The organism is Streptomyces luteolus (assembly GCF_029968015.1).
In the GTDB taxonomy this organism is placed as follows: Bacteria; Actinomycetota; Actinomycetes; order Streptomycetales; family Streptomycetaceae; genus Streptomyces; species Streptomyces luteolus.
On sequence record NZ_JASCIS010000015.1, the window covers coordinates 172,262 to 187,192 of the forward strand.

13 protein-coding genes are annotated in these 14,931 nt (G+C 72.2%); 4 read left to right on the forward strand and 9 right to left on the reverse strand.

Features of this window, described 5'->3' with window-relative positions; all coding sequences use genetic code 11:
- Positions 1–53: 53 nt before the first annotated feature.
- The gene (locus QIT00_RS17310) at positions 54–512 is read right to left on the reverse strand and encodes a GNAT family N-acetyltransferase (RefSeq protein WP_282536169.1); all 459 of its coding nucleotides are present in this window, start codon (positions 510–512) and stop codon (positions 54–56) included.
- A 55-nt stretch (positions 513–567) separates the two neighbouring features.
- A complete protein-coding gene (locus QIT00_RS17315) occupies positions 568–2,004 on the reverse strand; it encodes an aminotransferase-like domain-containing protein (RefSeq protein ID WP_282536170.1) in 1,437 nt (478 codons plus the stop codon).
- Between QIT00_RS17315 and QIT00_RS17320 the strand changes: the two genes are divergently transcribed.
- Together QIT00_RS17320 and QIT00_RS17325 are read left to right on the forward strand one after the other, a co-directional pair.
- Positions 2,003–2,950: a DMT family transporter gene (locus QIT00_RS17320; protein ID WP_282536171.1), complete on the forward strand. Its 948-nt coding sequence runs from the start codon at positions 2,003–2,005 to the stop codon at positions 2,948–2,950. The two genes, QIT00_RS17315 and QIT00_RS17320, sit on opposite strands and share 2 nt — an antisense overlap.
- A gap of 219 nt (positions 2,951–3,169) precedes the next feature.
- Complete coding sequence (locus QIT00_RS17325; RefSeq protein WP_282536172.1) at positions 3,170–3,361, forward strand: DUF1918 domain-containing protein; 192 nt, start codon at positions 3,170–3,172, stop codon at positions 3,359–3,361.
- A gap of 95 nt (positions 3,362–3,456) precedes the next feature.
- On the opposite strand, the gene QIT00_RS17330 is transcribed toward QIT00_RS17325, so the two are convergent.
- Positions 3,457–4,704, reverse strand: coding sequence for a glycoside hydrolase family 10 protein (locus tag QIT00_RS17330; protein WP_456316487.1), 1,248 nt, complete (start codon positions 4,702–4,704; stop codon positions 3,457–3,459).
- Positions 4,705–4,871: 167 nt separating this feature from the next.
- Here QIT00_RS17330 and QIT00_RS17335 point away from each other — a divergent pair, with 167 nt between their 5' ends.
- On the forward strand, positions 4,872–5,729 hold the full coding sequence (locus QIT00_RS17335) for a 3-hydroxybutyryl-CoA dehydrogenase (protein WP_282536173.1): 858 nt from the start codon (positions 4,872–4,874) through the stop codon (positions 5,727–5,729).
- Positions 5,730–6,009: 280 nt separating this feature from the next.
- Positions 6,010–6,267, forward strand: coding sequence for a hypothetical protein (locus tag QIT00_RS17340; RefSeq protein WP_282536174.1), 258 nt, complete (start codon positions 6,010–6,012; stop codon positions 6,265–6,267).
- A gap of 80 nt (positions 6,268–6,347) precedes the next feature.
- On the opposite strand, the gene QIT00_RS17345 is transcribed toward QIT00_RS17340, so the two are convergent.
- From QIT00_RS17345 to QIT00_RS17370, 6 genes are all read right to left on the reverse strand, one after another.
- The gene (locus QIT00_RS17345; protein ID WP_282536175.1) at positions 6,348–6,878 is read right to left on the reverse strand and encodes an NUDIX hydrolase; all 531 of its coding nucleotides are present in this window, start codon (positions 6,876–6,878) and stop codon (positions 6,348–6,350) included.
- Positions 6,879–6,953: 75 nt separating this feature from the next.
- A complete protein-coding gene (locus QIT00_RS17350; protein WP_282536176.1) occupies positions 6,954–8,303 on the reverse strand; it encodes a transcriptional regulator in 1,350 nt (449 codons plus the stop codon).
- A 382-nt stretch (positions 8,304–8,685) separates the two neighbouring features.
- Positions 8,686–9,687, reverse strand: coding sequence for a PP2C family protein-serine/threonine phosphatase (locus QIT00_RS17355; protein ID WP_282536177.1), 1,002 nt, complete (start codon positions 9,685–9,687; stop codon positions 8,686–8,688).
- 214 nt (positions 9,688–9,901) lie between these two features.
- Positions 9,902–12,433, reverse strand: a complete 2,532-nt coding sequence (gene pheT / locus QIT00_RS17360; RefSeq protein ID WP_282536178.1) for a phenylalanine--tRNA ligase subunit beta — start codon at positions 12,431–12,433, stop codon at positions 9,902–9,904.
- Positions 12,433–13,560, reverse strand: a complete 1,128-nt coding sequence (gene pheS / locus QIT00_RS17365; RefSeq protein ID WP_282536179.1) for a phenylalanine--tRNA ligase subunit alpha — start codon at positions 13,558–13,560, stop codon at positions 12,433–12,435. The genes pheT and pheS overlap by 1 nt, the downstream gene beginning before the upstream one ends.
- A gap of 149 nt (positions 13,561–13,709) precedes the next feature.
- Positions 13,710–14,858, reverse strand: a complete 1,149-nt coding sequence (locus QIT00_RS17370; protein ID WP_282536180.1) for a sensor histidine kinase — start codon at positions 14,856–14,858, stop codon at positions 13,710–13,712.
- Positions 14,859–14,931: the final 73 nt, after the last annotated feature.

A 14,931-nucleotide genomic window follows, 5' to 3' on the forward strand; every position in this document is an offset into this window, starting at 1 on the left:
CCTCCCAGGGCGACGTGCGGGCCGCCTCGCCGGGGCCCGCCGTCCCCGCCCGCTCAGTGCCTGCCGTACACCATCCAGGCCTCCGGGTTGTCGACGCGCTTGAAGCCGACCTTCTCGTAGACCCCGTGCGCGTCGGCCGTGGCCAGGAGGATGCGCCGCAGACCGTACGGCTCCAGCTCCGCGCGCACGGCGGCGACGAGGGCGGTACCGAGCCCCTTGCCGCGGGCCTGCGGGGCCACGTACACATCGCAGAGCCAGGCGAAGTCGGAATGATCCGTGATGACTCGGGCGTAACCGACCTGTTTCCCTGAACTCTCCTCATACACACCGAAGTTGAGCGACCGGGCGATCGCTCGGTCCTGCTTCTCGCGGCTGCGGCCGACGGCCCAGTACGCGTCGGTGGAGAGCCACTCGTACACGCGGTCGGCGTCGATGCGGGCCGGGTCGGAGGAGATCTCGTATCCGGGCACGGTCTCGGCGGGGGTGGCCTCGGTGGCCCCGTGTGTCGTCATGGCGGCAGATTCGCAGGTGGGGAAGGGGCCGGGCCACCGAGTTTCCGGCGAACCCTCAGCCAAGGACCTCGTCGCACGCCCGCCGCAGCCTCCGCACCCCCTCCGCGATCTCCGCGTCCCCCGCGAGCCCCGCGAAGCTCAGCCGGACGTACCCGGCGGGCGGTTCGGCGCAGAAGTACGGGCGGCCCGGGGTGATCGCGACCCCGGCGCGCAGCGCAGCGCCGACGAGGGCGGCCTCCTCGGCGCCGTCGGGCAGGCGCAGCCACAGGTGGTAGCCGCCGGACGGGACGTGCGACAGGGCGAGTTCGGGGACGTCGCGCAGCAGGGCCGAGGTCATCGCGTCCCTGCGGTCCTTCAACTGCGTGGCCACGGCCCGCAGATGACGGTTCCAGGCCGGTGACCCGACGAGTTCGAGCGCGGCCTCCTGCAGCGGTCGCGGTACGAAGAAGTTGTCGACGATCTGGATGGCCCGCAGCCGTTCGAGCACCGGTCCGCGGGCCACGAGCGCGCAGACCCGGAAGCTGGGCGAGGTGGCCTTGGTGAGGGAGCAGACATGCACGACGACGCCGTCGGGGTCCTCCGCGGTGAGCGGGGCGGGCAGCGGCCCGGCGTCCTCGTGCGCGAGCCGGCGTACGAAATCGTCCTCCACGATGAACGCCCCCGCCGCGCGGGCGATCCGGAGCACCTCTCCGCGCCGGTGCGAGGGGAGCACCGCGCCGGTCGGGTTCTGGAACAGCGGCTGGCAGACGAACACCCGCGCCCCGGTCGCCTCGAAGGCGGCCGCGAGCAGCTCGGGGCGTACCCCGTCGGTGTCGACCGGCACGGGCACCGGTCGCAGCCCGGCCGCCCGCGCGATCGCCAGCATGCCGGGGTACGTGGGCGATTCGACGAGCACGGGGGCACCGGGCGGGGCCAGGGCGCGCAGCGCGGTGGTGAGCGCGGACTGGCCGCCCGCGGTGATCAGCACCTCGGACGCGGTGATGGCGCCGCCGCAGCCGCGCGCGAACCACTCCCGCAGCTCCGGGATGCCGTCGAGCGGCGGCCGCGCCCACGCGCCGGGGCGGCGGCCCGCGCGGGCGAGCGCGGCGGCGAGGGCGCGCTCGGGCTGGAGGGACGGATGCAGATAGCCGGTGTTGAACTCGATGACCCCGGCGGGCGGCGCGGCCAGGCTGGCCAGGACGCCGCTCGCGTCGACGGCGCGCGGCACCAGGTCGGCCGTCGCGTCGGCGCTCAGGGCGAGCTGCTGCCAGGACGTGTCCCCCGCGGGCCGCGGAGCGGTGTGCGGCTCGGCACGGAAGGCGCCGGCGCCTGGGCGGGTGACGACCAGGCCTTCGGCGGAGAGCTGGGCGAGAGCGCGCGAGACGGTGACGGGGCTGACCCGATAGCGGTCGACCAGTGCACGACTCGACGGCAGCTTCCCACCAGGTGAGTAGCGCTTCACTTCGTCCCGGAGCAGTTTTGCCAGATCACCTACGCTGCTACGCTCATGCATGACAGCACAGGATAGCGCTACTCCCACGAGCCGGATAGCAGTCGCCCCGACGGCCGGCACCGCGGGACCCACGGAACCCGCCGACCGAGGCGCCGCGTCCGGCACCCTGCAGGCCGCGCTCGGCGTCACCGCGTTCTCGCTGACCTTCCCCGCCACCGCCTGGGCTCTCGACGGCTTCGGCCCCTGGGCCCTGGTCGCCGTGCGCAGCCTCCTCGCCGGACTGCTCGCGGGCGCCTGCCTGCTCGCACTGCGGGTACGACTGCCCGAGCCCCGGCACTGGGCCGGGATCGCGGTCGTCGCCGCCGGAGTGGTCGTCGGATTCCCGCTGCTCACGACCCTGGCCCTGGAGACCTCCACGACCGCGCACGCCGCCGTCGTCGTGGGACTGCTGCCGCTGACCACGGCCCTGTTCTCGGCGCTGCGCACCGGCGCGCGGCCCTCGCGCACGTTCTGGGTCGCGGCCCTCGCCGGGGCCGCCGCCGTCATCGCCTTCACCGTGGAGCAGAGCGGCGGCGCCCTGACCTCCGCCGACCTGTATCTCTTCGGCGCGCTACTGATCTGCGCGGCCGGTTACACCGAGGGCGGCCGGCTGTCCCGGGTGATGCCCGGCTGGCACGTGCTCGGCTGGGCCCTGGTCCTGTGCCTGCCGGTCGCCGCCGTCGCGACCTGGGTCGCCGTCGACCTCGAACCCGTGCACCTGACCGCGCGCAGTGTCGCGGGTATGGCCTGGCTCGTGGTCGGCTCGCAGTGGGTCGGCCTGATCGTCTGGTACCGGGGCATGGCCGAGATCGGCATCCCCAAGGCCAGCCAACTCCAGCTCGCCCAGCCGCTGTTGACGCTCATCTGGTCGGTGCTGCTGCTCGGCGAGGACATGACGTGGGCCGCGCCGCTCACCGCCGTGGCCGTACTCGTCTGCATCGCGGTCACCCAGCGGTCCCGGAGCTGACGACGGCACACACATCCGGAGGCCGGACCGTACGCGAGGCCGTACCGCAGGCCGTACGCGGGCGCCGCCCCCAAGGCCGTACGAAAGCTGCGCCTCGGACTCCTGGGGCGCCCGAAATGCTCCCCCGCCGTAGACTTACGGCCAGGATCGCTCACCGGAACGACAGGGCGGTGGGCACCCGCGCAAGCACTCTCCAAGCGGACAGGGAGGTCACCTCCGATGCAGGCAAGTGTGGGCGACACGCTCCTGGTGCACGGCAGGATCGTCGGCCAGCACGACCACGTCGCAGAGGTCGTCGAAGTGCTCGGCTCCGCAGGCGAGCCCCCGTACCGCGTCAAGTTCGACGACGGTCACGAGGCAGTCCTGTCACCGGGCCCCGACACCGTCGTACGGCACAAGGAACAGGCATAGGCGTCAGCGCGCAGCGGGACGCGAGGCGTCGTCGCGCGTGAGCGGGGGCGGCACCGGCAAGGCCGGCGCCGTCCGCGCTCCTGGAAGGCAGTCCCCTAGCTCCGCTCGTAGTGATCGGCCACCACGCGGGCCATCGCGCCGAACGGATCGAGGACGACCTCCTTGGCCGAGAAGAACGCGTGACCGCGCGCCTCAGGGAAACCGCTCGCCAGCGTCAGATGGCGGGACAGCTCCGCCGGGTCCTGCCAGGGGGCGGGCTGCGCCGGATCGCCCGCCTTGTAGAGCGCCTCGCCCGGACAGAGCCGTACGCCCGTGCCGCGCACCACGTCCGCCCACCACGGCAGCAGCCGCGCGTAGTCGGCGGCCTGGAAGCCGATGTTCCAGTACAGCTGCGGTACGACGTAGTCGATCCAGCCTCGCCGTACCCAGGTCCGGGTGTCCGCGTACAGGTCGTCGTAGGTCTGCACCCCCGCCGCCGTGTCCGAGCCGCGCGGGTCCGTGCTGCTGTTGCGCCACACCCCGAAGGGGCTGATCCCGAATTCCACGCCGCGCCGCACCCGTGGGATCCGCGCGGCCATCTCGCACACCAGGAGGTCGGTGTTGTGACGGCGCCAGTCGGCCCGGTCCGGGAAGCCTCCGCCGTGGCGCGCGTACGCCTCGTCGTCGTCGAACTCCTCGCCCGCGACCGGATACGGGTAGAAGTAGTCGTCCCAGTGCACCGCGTCCACGGGGTAGCGGCGCACGGCGTCCAGCATCGCGTCCTGCACGAACCGCCTGACCTGCGGAATGCCCGGGTTGTAGTAGAGCTTCCCGCCGTACGGCACGACCCACTCGGGGTGCCTCCGCGCGGGGTGCGAGGGGGCGAGCCGGGAGACGTCGCCGTGGATCGCGACCCGGTACGGGTTGAACCAGGCGTGCAGTTCGAGCCCCCGCCGATGGGCCTCCTCGACGGCCGTGCCCAGCGGGTCCCAGCCGGGGTCCTGGCCCTGCACCCCGGTCAGGAACTCGGACCAGGGCTCGTACGGCGAGGGCCACAGGGCGTCGGCCGCCGGGCGGGCCTGGAAGATCACGGTGTTGAGCCGCCGCCGCACCGCCGCGTCCAGATACCCGATCAGCTCGGCCCGCTGCTCGGCCGCCCCGAGCCCGGGCGCCGACGGCCAGTCCCGGTTGTCGACGCTCGCCAGCCACATGCCGCGCATCTCCCGCCGCCCGCCGTGCCCGCCGTGCCGGTCGCCCTGCCGTCCGGGTTCTCCGCGGCCCTGCGCCACCGCCTGTGAGTCCACGGCGAGCCCGCTTACCACCGCCGCCGCTGCCGCTCCGAACGCCCTGCGAGAGATTCGCACCGAATGCCTCCCCTTGCGACCGATGTCCACGTGTGAAGGGACAGGATGCCCGCCCCGGCCCACGGGGCACCAGGAGGCGCGGAGTAACGTCTTGGCCGAGGCCGGCGCTGTACAACGGCGTCGCTGCCGGGCCGAAGATGATGGAAAGGCACAAGGTGACCGACCTTATGGGCGATATCGCACGCGTCGGAGTTGTGGGCTGTGGCCAGATGGGCGCGGGCATTGCGGAGGTCTGCGCCCGCTCCGGCCTGGAGGTCAAGGTCGCGGAGACCACCGGCGAGGCCCTGGAGATCGGCCGCACGCGGCTGCACAACTCCCTCGCGAAGGCGGCGGAGCGCGGGAAGATCACGGAGGCCGAGCGGGACGAGACGCTGGCCCGCCTCACCTTCACCACCGACCTCGGCGAGTTCGCCGACCGCGACCTCGTGATCGAGGCCGTGGTCGAGAACGAGGCGATCAAGACCGAGATCTTCCAGGTGCTCGACCAGGTCGTGACCCGGCAGGACGCGATCCTCGCCTCCAACACCTCCTCGATCCCGCTGGTCAAGCTGGCCGTCGCGACCTCCCGCCCGGACCAGGTCATCGGCATCCACTTCTTCAACCCGGCCCCGGTGCAGCAGCTGGTCGAGCTGATCCCCGCGCTCACCACCTCCGAGGGCACGATCAGCCGGGCCGAGGCCGTCGTCGAGAAGGTCCTCGGCAAGCACGCGATCCGCGCGCAGGACCGCTCGGGCTTCGTCGTCAACGCCCTGCTCATCCCGTACCTGCTCTCCGCGATCCGGATGTTCGAGTCGGGCATCGCCTCGCGCGAGGACATCGACAACGGCATGGAGCTGGGCTGCGCCCACCCGATGGGCCCGCTGAAGCTGGCCGACCTGATCGGCCTGGACACGGTCGCCTCGGTCGCCGACTCGATGTACGCCGAGTACAAGGAGCCGCTGTACGCCGCTCCCCCGCTGCTGCAGCGGATGGTGGACGCGGGCCGCCTGGGCCGGAAGACGGGCTCGGGTTTCTACACGTACTGAGCACTACACGTACTGAGCACGCGAACCGATCCGCCTCGCGCGGCCCGGAACACATGTTCCGGCCACGCTGCGTATCGATCCGGCCAGAAACAGCCGTCACAGAGGGGCCCGGCACCGCTGCGCGCGGACCGGGCCCCTTCGTTTCACACAGGGTGTGCACGCCAGGCCCGCATATGCCGTGCGCACTCGCTTCCTCCGCGACGACCAGCGGTATTGACTGTGCGTGCGCGTCAGGGGGATGTGAATCGATGCCGGATTCCGGCCGGAAAGGAGTGCACTCGTGACCACCGACCCCGAGCAGACCGTGGTCCCGGAGGAACACGCGGAGTTACGACGCTCGATCGACGTGGGGCTCGCCCAAGTGGACGGAAGACTCGCCCTGCTGACCCAGCGCGACGAGCGGAGCAGCAAGGATCTGGACGAGCTGAGCGCACGGGTCGCCGCCCTGGAGCGCAATCGCTGGCCGCTGCCCGCGTTGGCGGTACTCGCGGCACTGGGTGCGCTGGTCGTGGCGATCTGGCAGGCCGCGGGGCGCTGAGGCCACATCGCCGGAGGGGCTCAATTTTGAGCCCCTCCGGCGATTGAGGAGCGGGGGCTCGGGGGCAGAGCCCCCGAAACTCACCCCAACCGCATCCGCTGCAACAGCAACAACGCCGCCACCATGTTCGCCCCCGGCACCTCCCCCCGCGCGATCAGATCCGGCACGAGCTTCAGATGCACCCACTCCCGCCGGGAGGACTCGAACGCGTCCTGCGGAGGGCCGGTGTACGCGGCCTCGTCCGCCCAGTACACGTGGTGCACCGCGTCGGTCAGCCCGTTGGAGGGCTCCACGCTCATCAGGTGCCGCATCGGTCCCGGCCGCCAGCCGGTCTCCTCCTCCAGTTCCCGCGCGGCCGCGACGGCTATGTCCTCGCCGTCCTCGACCACACCCGCGGGCAGTTCCCAGCCCCAGCTGTCCGTGATGAAGCGGTGCCGCCACAGCAGCAGGACCTCGTTCGCCTCGTTGACCACCGTGGCCACGGCGACCGGCCGCATCCGGATCAGGAAGTGGTCGAGATGCCGGCCGTCGGGCAACGCGACATCCGCCAGGTTGACCTGGAACCAGCGGTTCTCGTACACAGTTTGTTCTTTCAAGTTCGTCCACTGCACGGTTCTGCCACCTTCCGCCGAAGTAGTGGCAATATCGCAGCAGCGGACGGGAGTTCGGGAGTCGCGCAGACCGGGCTACAGCGGCACGCGCAGCGCCCCGTCGATCAGTGCCGCCGCCTCGGCCGTGCCCGAACAGCCGTTTCGTACGAGATGCTCACGCACCGCGCGCAGCCGGTCACGCAGCCGCCGCGACTCCATCCCCCGCGCCTGCTCGGCCATCTCCACGGCCGTGACCACCGCCCTGTCCGCCTCGCCCTGGCGCAGCTCGATCTGGGTGAGCACAGCGAGCCGGTGCACCCTGCCCCGGTCGTGGGCCGGGGTGTCCACGGCCGCCGTGGAGTGCTCCCGCGCCGCCGTCAGGTCGCCGAGGCTCAACAGCGCCTCCGCCACTTGTACGTTGACGAGTCCCGGCTGCACGTACCCGGTCTCGTCCGGCTCGCTGCGGCGGTGGATGCGCTCGGCCGCGGACTCGGCCCGGCGGATGCAGGAGAGCGCGCTGCTGCCGTCGCCGAGGTGCGCATACGCCTTGGCCTGCATCGCGTACAGGTCGGCCGCGAGCGCCGGCGTGATGTGCCGGCCCGCCGCGCGCAGGGCGGCCTCCGCGAACGCCACGGACTGCCGGAACTCCCGCATGAACAGCGACTGGTTGACGAGCAGCGCTATCACGTACGCCCCGAGGCCCCGGTCACCGCTGGCCTTGGCGAGCCGCAGCGCCTGGTGGAAGTAGCGCTGCGCGAGCCCGTGCGCGTCCGAGTCGTACGCGCAGATCCCGGCGACGGCCACCAACCCGCCGGTGGCGCGGTGCAGTTGGCGCCCGGTGGCGTCGGTGTAGCAGCCGCGCAGCAGCGGGGCCGCCTCGGCGTTGAGGAAGCCGACGATGCGGGCGCGCGTCGCGATGCCGCCGGTCTTGCGGTACATCTGCTCGTAGTGGGCGCGCGCGGAGCGCAGCATCCCGATGTCGGTCATGCTGACGCGGTGCCGCCCGCCCCGGGACACGTCCACGTCCTCCGGCGGGTTCTCCCACTCCCATACGGGCATGACGGCGGGGGTTCCGGTGACGGCGGGGGCGCCGAGAATGTGCGCTCGCTGCTGCTCGTCGGAGCGCCACAGCGCGGTGGCCCGCTCCACGAAGCCGGAGAGCGTACCGCCACCGGGGCCGTGGAGGTCCGCCGGCTGCCCGGGCACACCCAGGCCGATGTCGTCGAGCGTGACGCTGCGGTGCAGGCGGGCGGCGAGCACTTCGCAGATCAGGTCGGGCACCTGGCCGCGCGGCCGCTGGCCCTTCAACCATCGGGCGACGGCGGTGTGTTCGTAGCGCAGGGACAGGCCTCGGGCCTTGCCCGCGTGGTTGACATGGGCGGCCAGGCCCGCGTGGGAGACTCCGGCCTCGTCGAGGATCGCGTCGAGCAGGGTGTTGGGCTGCATCTCGCCCTCCGGGCTGCGTCTCAGCCCTGACTTCGATGGCTCGTTCTGTGTCCGTCGTCGTCTGTCGTCGTCTGTCGTCTGTCGTCGTCCGTCGTCGTCCGTCGTCCGTCGTCCGTCGTTTCAAGTGCTTTGTGCGCTCAGCGTAGTTGAGTCCGCTTCACACGGGGTGTGAACCAAGTGCCCGTATCGGGACGGCACGCGCTCTGCCCCGGGCGGCCCGCACTCGGTTGACTGGGCTCCGTCCGGCTCCCCCTGGGCCGGGTCTCTGGCCGAGCCAGAGAGGCCGGGCCGTCGGCTCCCCCTCGACACAGCGGCGGCCCACCCACGCGTCGCCCGTCGGACCGTCTGCCAGGTACGTCCGCGGTCCGGCGGACGACGCAGCTCAACTCCCGCTGGACGTACGGGACTTGGTCACCGCACCACTCTGCCGGGGCACCCGGTGCCGGTCGTTGCGCAGGGCGAGGAGGGCCATGTCGTCGCCGTACCGCCCACCGGTGTGCCGCAGGAGCGCACCGCGCAGGGAGTCCACCAGCTCGTCCGGGTCGGGCGTACGCGCCGACGCGGCCTCGGTGAGCGTGCGGTGCAACGGGAAGAACCGGCCGTCCGCGTCCCGCGCGTCCTCCACGCCGTCGGTGTGAAGCAGCAGCACCTCGCCGGGCCGGATCCGCCCGCAGTACCGCGCGGGCAGCGACTCGGGCAGCGGGAACGGCCCGAGCGGCGGCAGCGGTTCCGCCCCGCAGAGCCGGTCCACCACGGCGGACGCCCGGCCGAGCCGATATGGCCACGGATGACCGCAGTTGAGCGCGAACACCGAGCCGTCGTCACGGATCTCAAGAAGCAGCACGGTCACGAACTCCTCGTCCGCGCCGCCCAGATGCCGCCGCAGCGCCCGCTCCAACCGCCGCAGCACGCCGCAGAGTTCACGCTCGTCGTGGGCCGCCTCCCGGAACGAGCCGAGCACGGCGGCCGCCGTTCCGATCGGCGCGAGCCCGTGCCCGCGTACGTCCCCCATCACCACCCGCACCCCGTGGTCGGTGGCGACCGCCTCGTACAGATCGCCGCCCACGTCCGCGTTGCGGTGCGCGGAGAGCTGCCCTGCGGCGACGGCGAGACCGTCGAGCCGGGGCGGCAGCGGTCTGAGCAGCACCCGCTGCGCGGCCCGCGCGATCTCGCGGAACCGCGCCAACTCCCGCAGCGGACCCCGTCGTACGCCCGCTATCAGCCCCGTGCCCACCGCGAGGAACACGGCGCTGGAGGCTATCCGCGCGCCGAGGCCGTTCTGCTGGGCGAGCGGGCAGGTGAGTTTGTACGTGACGGCGACGGCGCCCCACATCGCGGGGAGAGCGAACGATGCCACCCGGGCCCTGGCCTTTTCACGGATCATGCCGTGGCCTCCTAGGCCGTTTCCTTCGCGTCTGGCCGGGGCCTGACCGACGCGCGGGCCGACCCTGACGGCCGGGTCGATTTTGTCGACATAGGACTATCCGCAGGTACGGATCCCCGGCATTGCCACCCGAACGAGTGAGGGGCGCACCTGGTCTCCCAGGTGCGCCCCTCATCAGGGACTTTGCGCTCTTGCGAGCGCTCCGCCGTGGTCGCTACGCGCCGCGCACGACCGCGCCGGTGCGCTCGCCCGCGAGGGCCGCGGCGGCGTCACGGGCCGCGCTGGCCTCGTCGACCGTCAGCGTCCGGTCGGCGGCCCGGAAGCGCAGCGCGTACGCGAGGGACTTCTTGCCCTCGCCGAGCTGCTCGCCGGTGAACACGTCGAACAGGCGGAGGGATTCGAGCAGTTCGCCCGCGCCCTCGCGCAGCGCCGCCTCGACCTCGACGGCCGGCACGTCCGCGTCGACGACCAGGGCGACGTCCTGCGTGGCCACCGGGAACGTGGAGATCCTCGGCGCCTGCAGCACCGCGTCGGTGACGAGCGCGTCGAGCTCCAGCTCCATCGCGCAGGTGCGCGCGGGCAGGCCGAGGGCCTTGATGACGCGGGGGTGCAGCTCGCCCGCGTACCCGGCGACCTTCTCCGACCGTTCCGGGCCCTCGGTCACGACCACCAGCTCGGCGCAGCGGCCCGGGTGCCACGGCCCGTACTGGCCCTTGCGGACGGTGAGTTCGACCCCCGTCTCGCGGGCCACGACGCGGGCCGCCTCGACGGCGTCCGCCCAGTCGGCCGGGCGGCCCTTGCCCCACCAGCCGGCCTGCTCACGGGCGCCGGTGAGGACGACCGCGACGTTGCGCCACTGGTACGGCAGCGCCTCGTCCAGGCCCGCCAGCTCCTCCTCGGTCGGGCGCCGGTCCACCGGGAGGCGCACGGCGGTGCGCTGCTCCTCGCGGGGGTGGAAGACGGTGCCGGTCTCGAAGAGCGCCAGGTCGTGGCTGCCCCGCGAGTCGTTCCGGCGCAGCGCCGCGAGCAGGCCCGGAAGGATCGTCGTACGGAGCGCGGGCTCCTCGTCGGAGAGCGGGTTGACCAGCTTGACGACGCGGCGGTTGGAGTCCTCCGCGTCGAGCAGCAGCTCGTCGAAGACGTGCTCGCCGATGAACGGGTAGTTCAGCGCCTCCACGTACCCGGCTCCGGCCAGCGCGATGCCGACGCGGCGGTGCGTGCGCTGCCGCTGGGTCAGCCCCATGCCCTCGGGCGCGGAGGGCAGCGTGGAGGGCAGGTTCTCGTACCCCTCCAGGCGGATGACCTCTTCGGCCAGGTCGTTCGGGTCGGTTAGGTCGGGCCGCCAGGACGGCACGGTGACGGTCAGGGCGTCCTGGCCGTACACGTCACAGCCGACCTGCTGGAGTCGGCGTACGACGGTCTCCCGGCCGTACGCCACACCCGCCACCTTGTCCGGGTGGTCGGCCGGGATCGTGATCGTGCGGGGGGCGGTCGGCGCGACGACCTCGGTGACGCCCGCCTCCGCCGTGCCGCCCGCGAGCAGCACGAGGAGGTCGACGGTGCGCTGGGCCGCGGCGGACGTGGCCTCCGGGTCGACGCCGCGCTCGAAGCGCTTGGAGGCCTCCGAGGACAGCTTGTGGCGGCGGGCCGTGCGGGCGATGGAGAGCTGGTCGAAGTGCGCCGCCTCGATCACCACGTCCGTGGTGCCCTTGACCTCACCGGTCTCCGGGTCGGGCTCGGCGTCGGCGATCTCGGTGTGGGCGCCGCCCATGACACCGGCGAGGCCGATCGGGCCGCGCTCGTCGGTGATCACCAGGTCGGCGGCGTCCAGGACGCGCTTGGCGCCTTCGAGCGTGGTGATCTTCTCGCCCTGCTCGGCACGGCGCACGCCGATCGCGCCTTCGAGGCGGGAGCGGTCGTAGGCGTGCAGGGGCTGGCCGAGCTCCAGCATCACGTAGTTGGTGATGTCGACGGCGAGCGAGATCGGCCGCATGCCGGCCTTCTGCAGGCGGCGCTTGAGCCAGATCGGCGAGTGCGCCTCCGGGTTGAGCCCGGTGACGGTGCGGGCCGTGAACCGGTCGCAGCCGACCGGGTCGGAGACCTCCACCTGGTAGCCGTGCGCGTTGGGACCGGGCACGTCGATCAGCGCCGGGTCGCGCAGCGGCAGCCCGTACGCGGTGGCGGTCTCGCGGGCGACGCCGCGCATCGACAGGCAGTAGCCGCGGTCGGGCGTGACGGCGATGTCCAGGACCTCGTCGACGAGTTCGAGCAGCTCGATCGCGTCGGTGCCGACCTCGTGCTCGGGCGGAAGCACGATGATGCCTCCGCTGCCGTCGTCGCCCATGCCCAGCTCGTCGCCGGAGCAGATCATGCCGTGCGACTTCTTGCCGTACGTCTTGCGCGCGGAGATCGCGAAGCCGCCGGGCAGGACGGCGCCGGGCAGGACCACGACGACCTTGTCGCCGACGGCGAAGTTCCGGGCGCCGCAGACGATCTCCTGCGGCTCATCCGTGCCGTTGGCCTGGCCGACGTCGACCGTGCAGAAGCGGATCGGCTTCTTGAACTCCGTCAGCTCCTCGATGGTGAGCACCTGGCCGACGACGAGCGGGCCCTTGAGATCGGCGCCCAACTGCTCGACGGTCTCGACCTCCAGGCCGACTCCGACGAGCTTCTCCTGTACGTCGCGACCGGTCGCAGCGGCCGGCAGGTCGACGTACTCCCGCAGCCAAGAAAGCGGGACCCGCATCAGATCTCCATCCCGAACGGCCGGGTGAACCGGACGTCACCCTCGACCATGTCTCGCATGTCTTCGACGTTGTGGCGGAACATCAGCATCCGCTCGATGCCGAACCCGAAGGCGAATCCGCTGTACTTCTCGGGGTCGACGCCGCACGCGGTCAGCACGCGCGGGTTGACCATGCCGCAGCCGCCCAGCTCGATCCAGCCCTCGCTGCCACAGGTGCGGCAGGGCCGGTCCGGGTTGCCCACGGACTCGCCCCGGCAGACGTAGCACACCATGTCCATCTCGGCGGACGGCTCGGTGAACGGGAAGTAGTTGGGGCGGAGCCGGGTCTTCATGTCGGGACCGAAGAGCGCCTTGACCATGTGGTCGAGGGTGCCCTTGAGGTCGGCCATGGTGAGGCCCTCGTCGACGGCGAGCAGCTCGATCTGGTGGAAGACCGGGGTGTGCGTGGCGTCGAGCTCGTCCGTGCGGTACACGCGGCCCGGGCAGACGATGTAGACGGGCGGCTCGCGGTCGAGCAGCGCGCGCGCCTGCACGGGCGAGGTGTGCGTACGAAGGACGACACCGGACTCGTCGCCGGACGTGCCCTCCGGGCCCTCGACGAAGAAGGTGTCCTGCATCTGCCGCGCCGGGTGGTCCGGCACGAAGTTGAGGGCGTCGAAGTTGAACCACTCGACCTCGGCCTCGGGGCCCTCCGCGACCTCGTATCCCATGGACACGAAGACGTCCGCGACGCGCTCCATGATCGTGGTCAGCGGGTGCCGCGCGCCGGCCGGGGTGCGGTCGTAGGGCAGCGTGACGTCCACGGCCTCCTCGACGAGCACGCGGGCGTCCCGCTCGGCCTCCAGCTCGGTCTGGCGGGCGGCGAGGCCCCGGCCGACGGCGGCGCGGGCCTGGCCGACGCGCTTGCCGGCCTCGGCCTTCGCCTGCGGCGGCAGCGCGCCGATCTCGCGGTTGGCGAGCGACAGCGGCGAGGTGCCGCCGGCGTGCGCGACCTTGGCCGCCTGAAGCGCGTCGAGCGAGTCCGCGGCGGCGAAGGCGGCGAGCGCCTCGTCCCGCATGCGCTCGATCTCTTCCGGTTTCAGTGCCTCGACCTCGACAGGGTCGTACGACTTGTTCGGTGCCGACATCTCTTCCCGTGCTTCCGATTGGCTGGCGGATGGCCCCGTCCACGACTCGATCGCTGACCGACGAACCGACTCAGACGTGAAGACGCAATGTGCCAAAGGTCGAGTCTAACGGGGGTGAGGCTGGCGAAGGTGCCCGTGGTGGCCCTGGCTCAGCTGGTGAGATACGCAGGCGCCGCCACGGGCAAGGTAAATCGGAACTCGGCGCCGCCCGCGGGCCCGCGCCCGACCGTGATTGTGCCGCCGTGGGCCTCGACGATGCCCTTCACGATGTACAGGCCGAGCCCGGTGCCGCCGCGCTTGCTGCCCCGCCAGAAGCGGGTGAAGACGCGGTTCATGGATTCCTCCGGGATGCCTGTGCCCTCGTCGCTGACGGTGACCCTCGTGCCGACCGGGTCGGTGGGCTCTACGTCAATGGTGACGGTTCCCTCGCCGTGGCGCACCGCGTTTTCCAGGAGGTTGCTGAGCACCTGGTCGATCTTGTCGGGGTCGGCCCACAGCTCGGGCAGCGGGCGCCGCACCCGGACGAGGAAGCGGTCGGCGGGGCTGCCGGCGGCGACGTGGGCCTGGACATGGCGTCCGACGGCCGCGCCTATGTCGACGGGCTGGCGGCGCACTTCGAGGCGCCCCGAGTCGATGCGGGAGATGTCGAGCAGCTCGGCGATGAGCCGGGTGACGCGGTTGGCGTCGGCGTCGACGGTCTCCAGCATCAGCTTCTTCTGGTCCTCGGTGAACCGCTCCCACTTGGCGAGCAGCGTCGCCGTGAAGCCCTTCACGGAGGTCAGCGGCGAGCGCAGCTCGTGCGCGACGGTGGCGATCAACTCGGCGTGACTGCGCTCGGTGCGCCGCCTGGCCTCGGTGTCGCGCAGCGAGACGACGAGGCGGCGAACGGGTCCGGTGGGGCGGGTGCGTACGTACCGCGCGGTGACGAGGACTTCACGGCCGCCGGGCAGGAGCAGATTCCGCTCGGGCTGCCCGATGCGGGTGGTGAGCCCGCCGTACGGATCGGTCAGCTGCCACCAGCGCCGGCCTTCGAGGTCCTCCAGGGGCAGCGCGCGCTCGATGGGTGCGCCGATGGCGTCGGCGGCACTGACCGCGGTGATGCGTACGGCGGCGGCGTTGAAGCAGACGACCCGGCCGGACTCGTCGGCCACGACCAGGCCGTCCGGCAGGTCGTCCGGGTCGAGGCCGAGGTCGTGGGGGTCACCGGCACCGCCGGAGCCGATGTGGCCGGCGCGGGACACGGGGGGACGCACGGCGGAGCCACGCACTCCCCTGGGCCTGCTGGTGCCGACGCTCATCCCCGTACCCCACCTCTCGATTGGGCTGGGGTCACCCAGGCGTGCCGGGCGGGTCCCCGAGCCCGTCACCCTA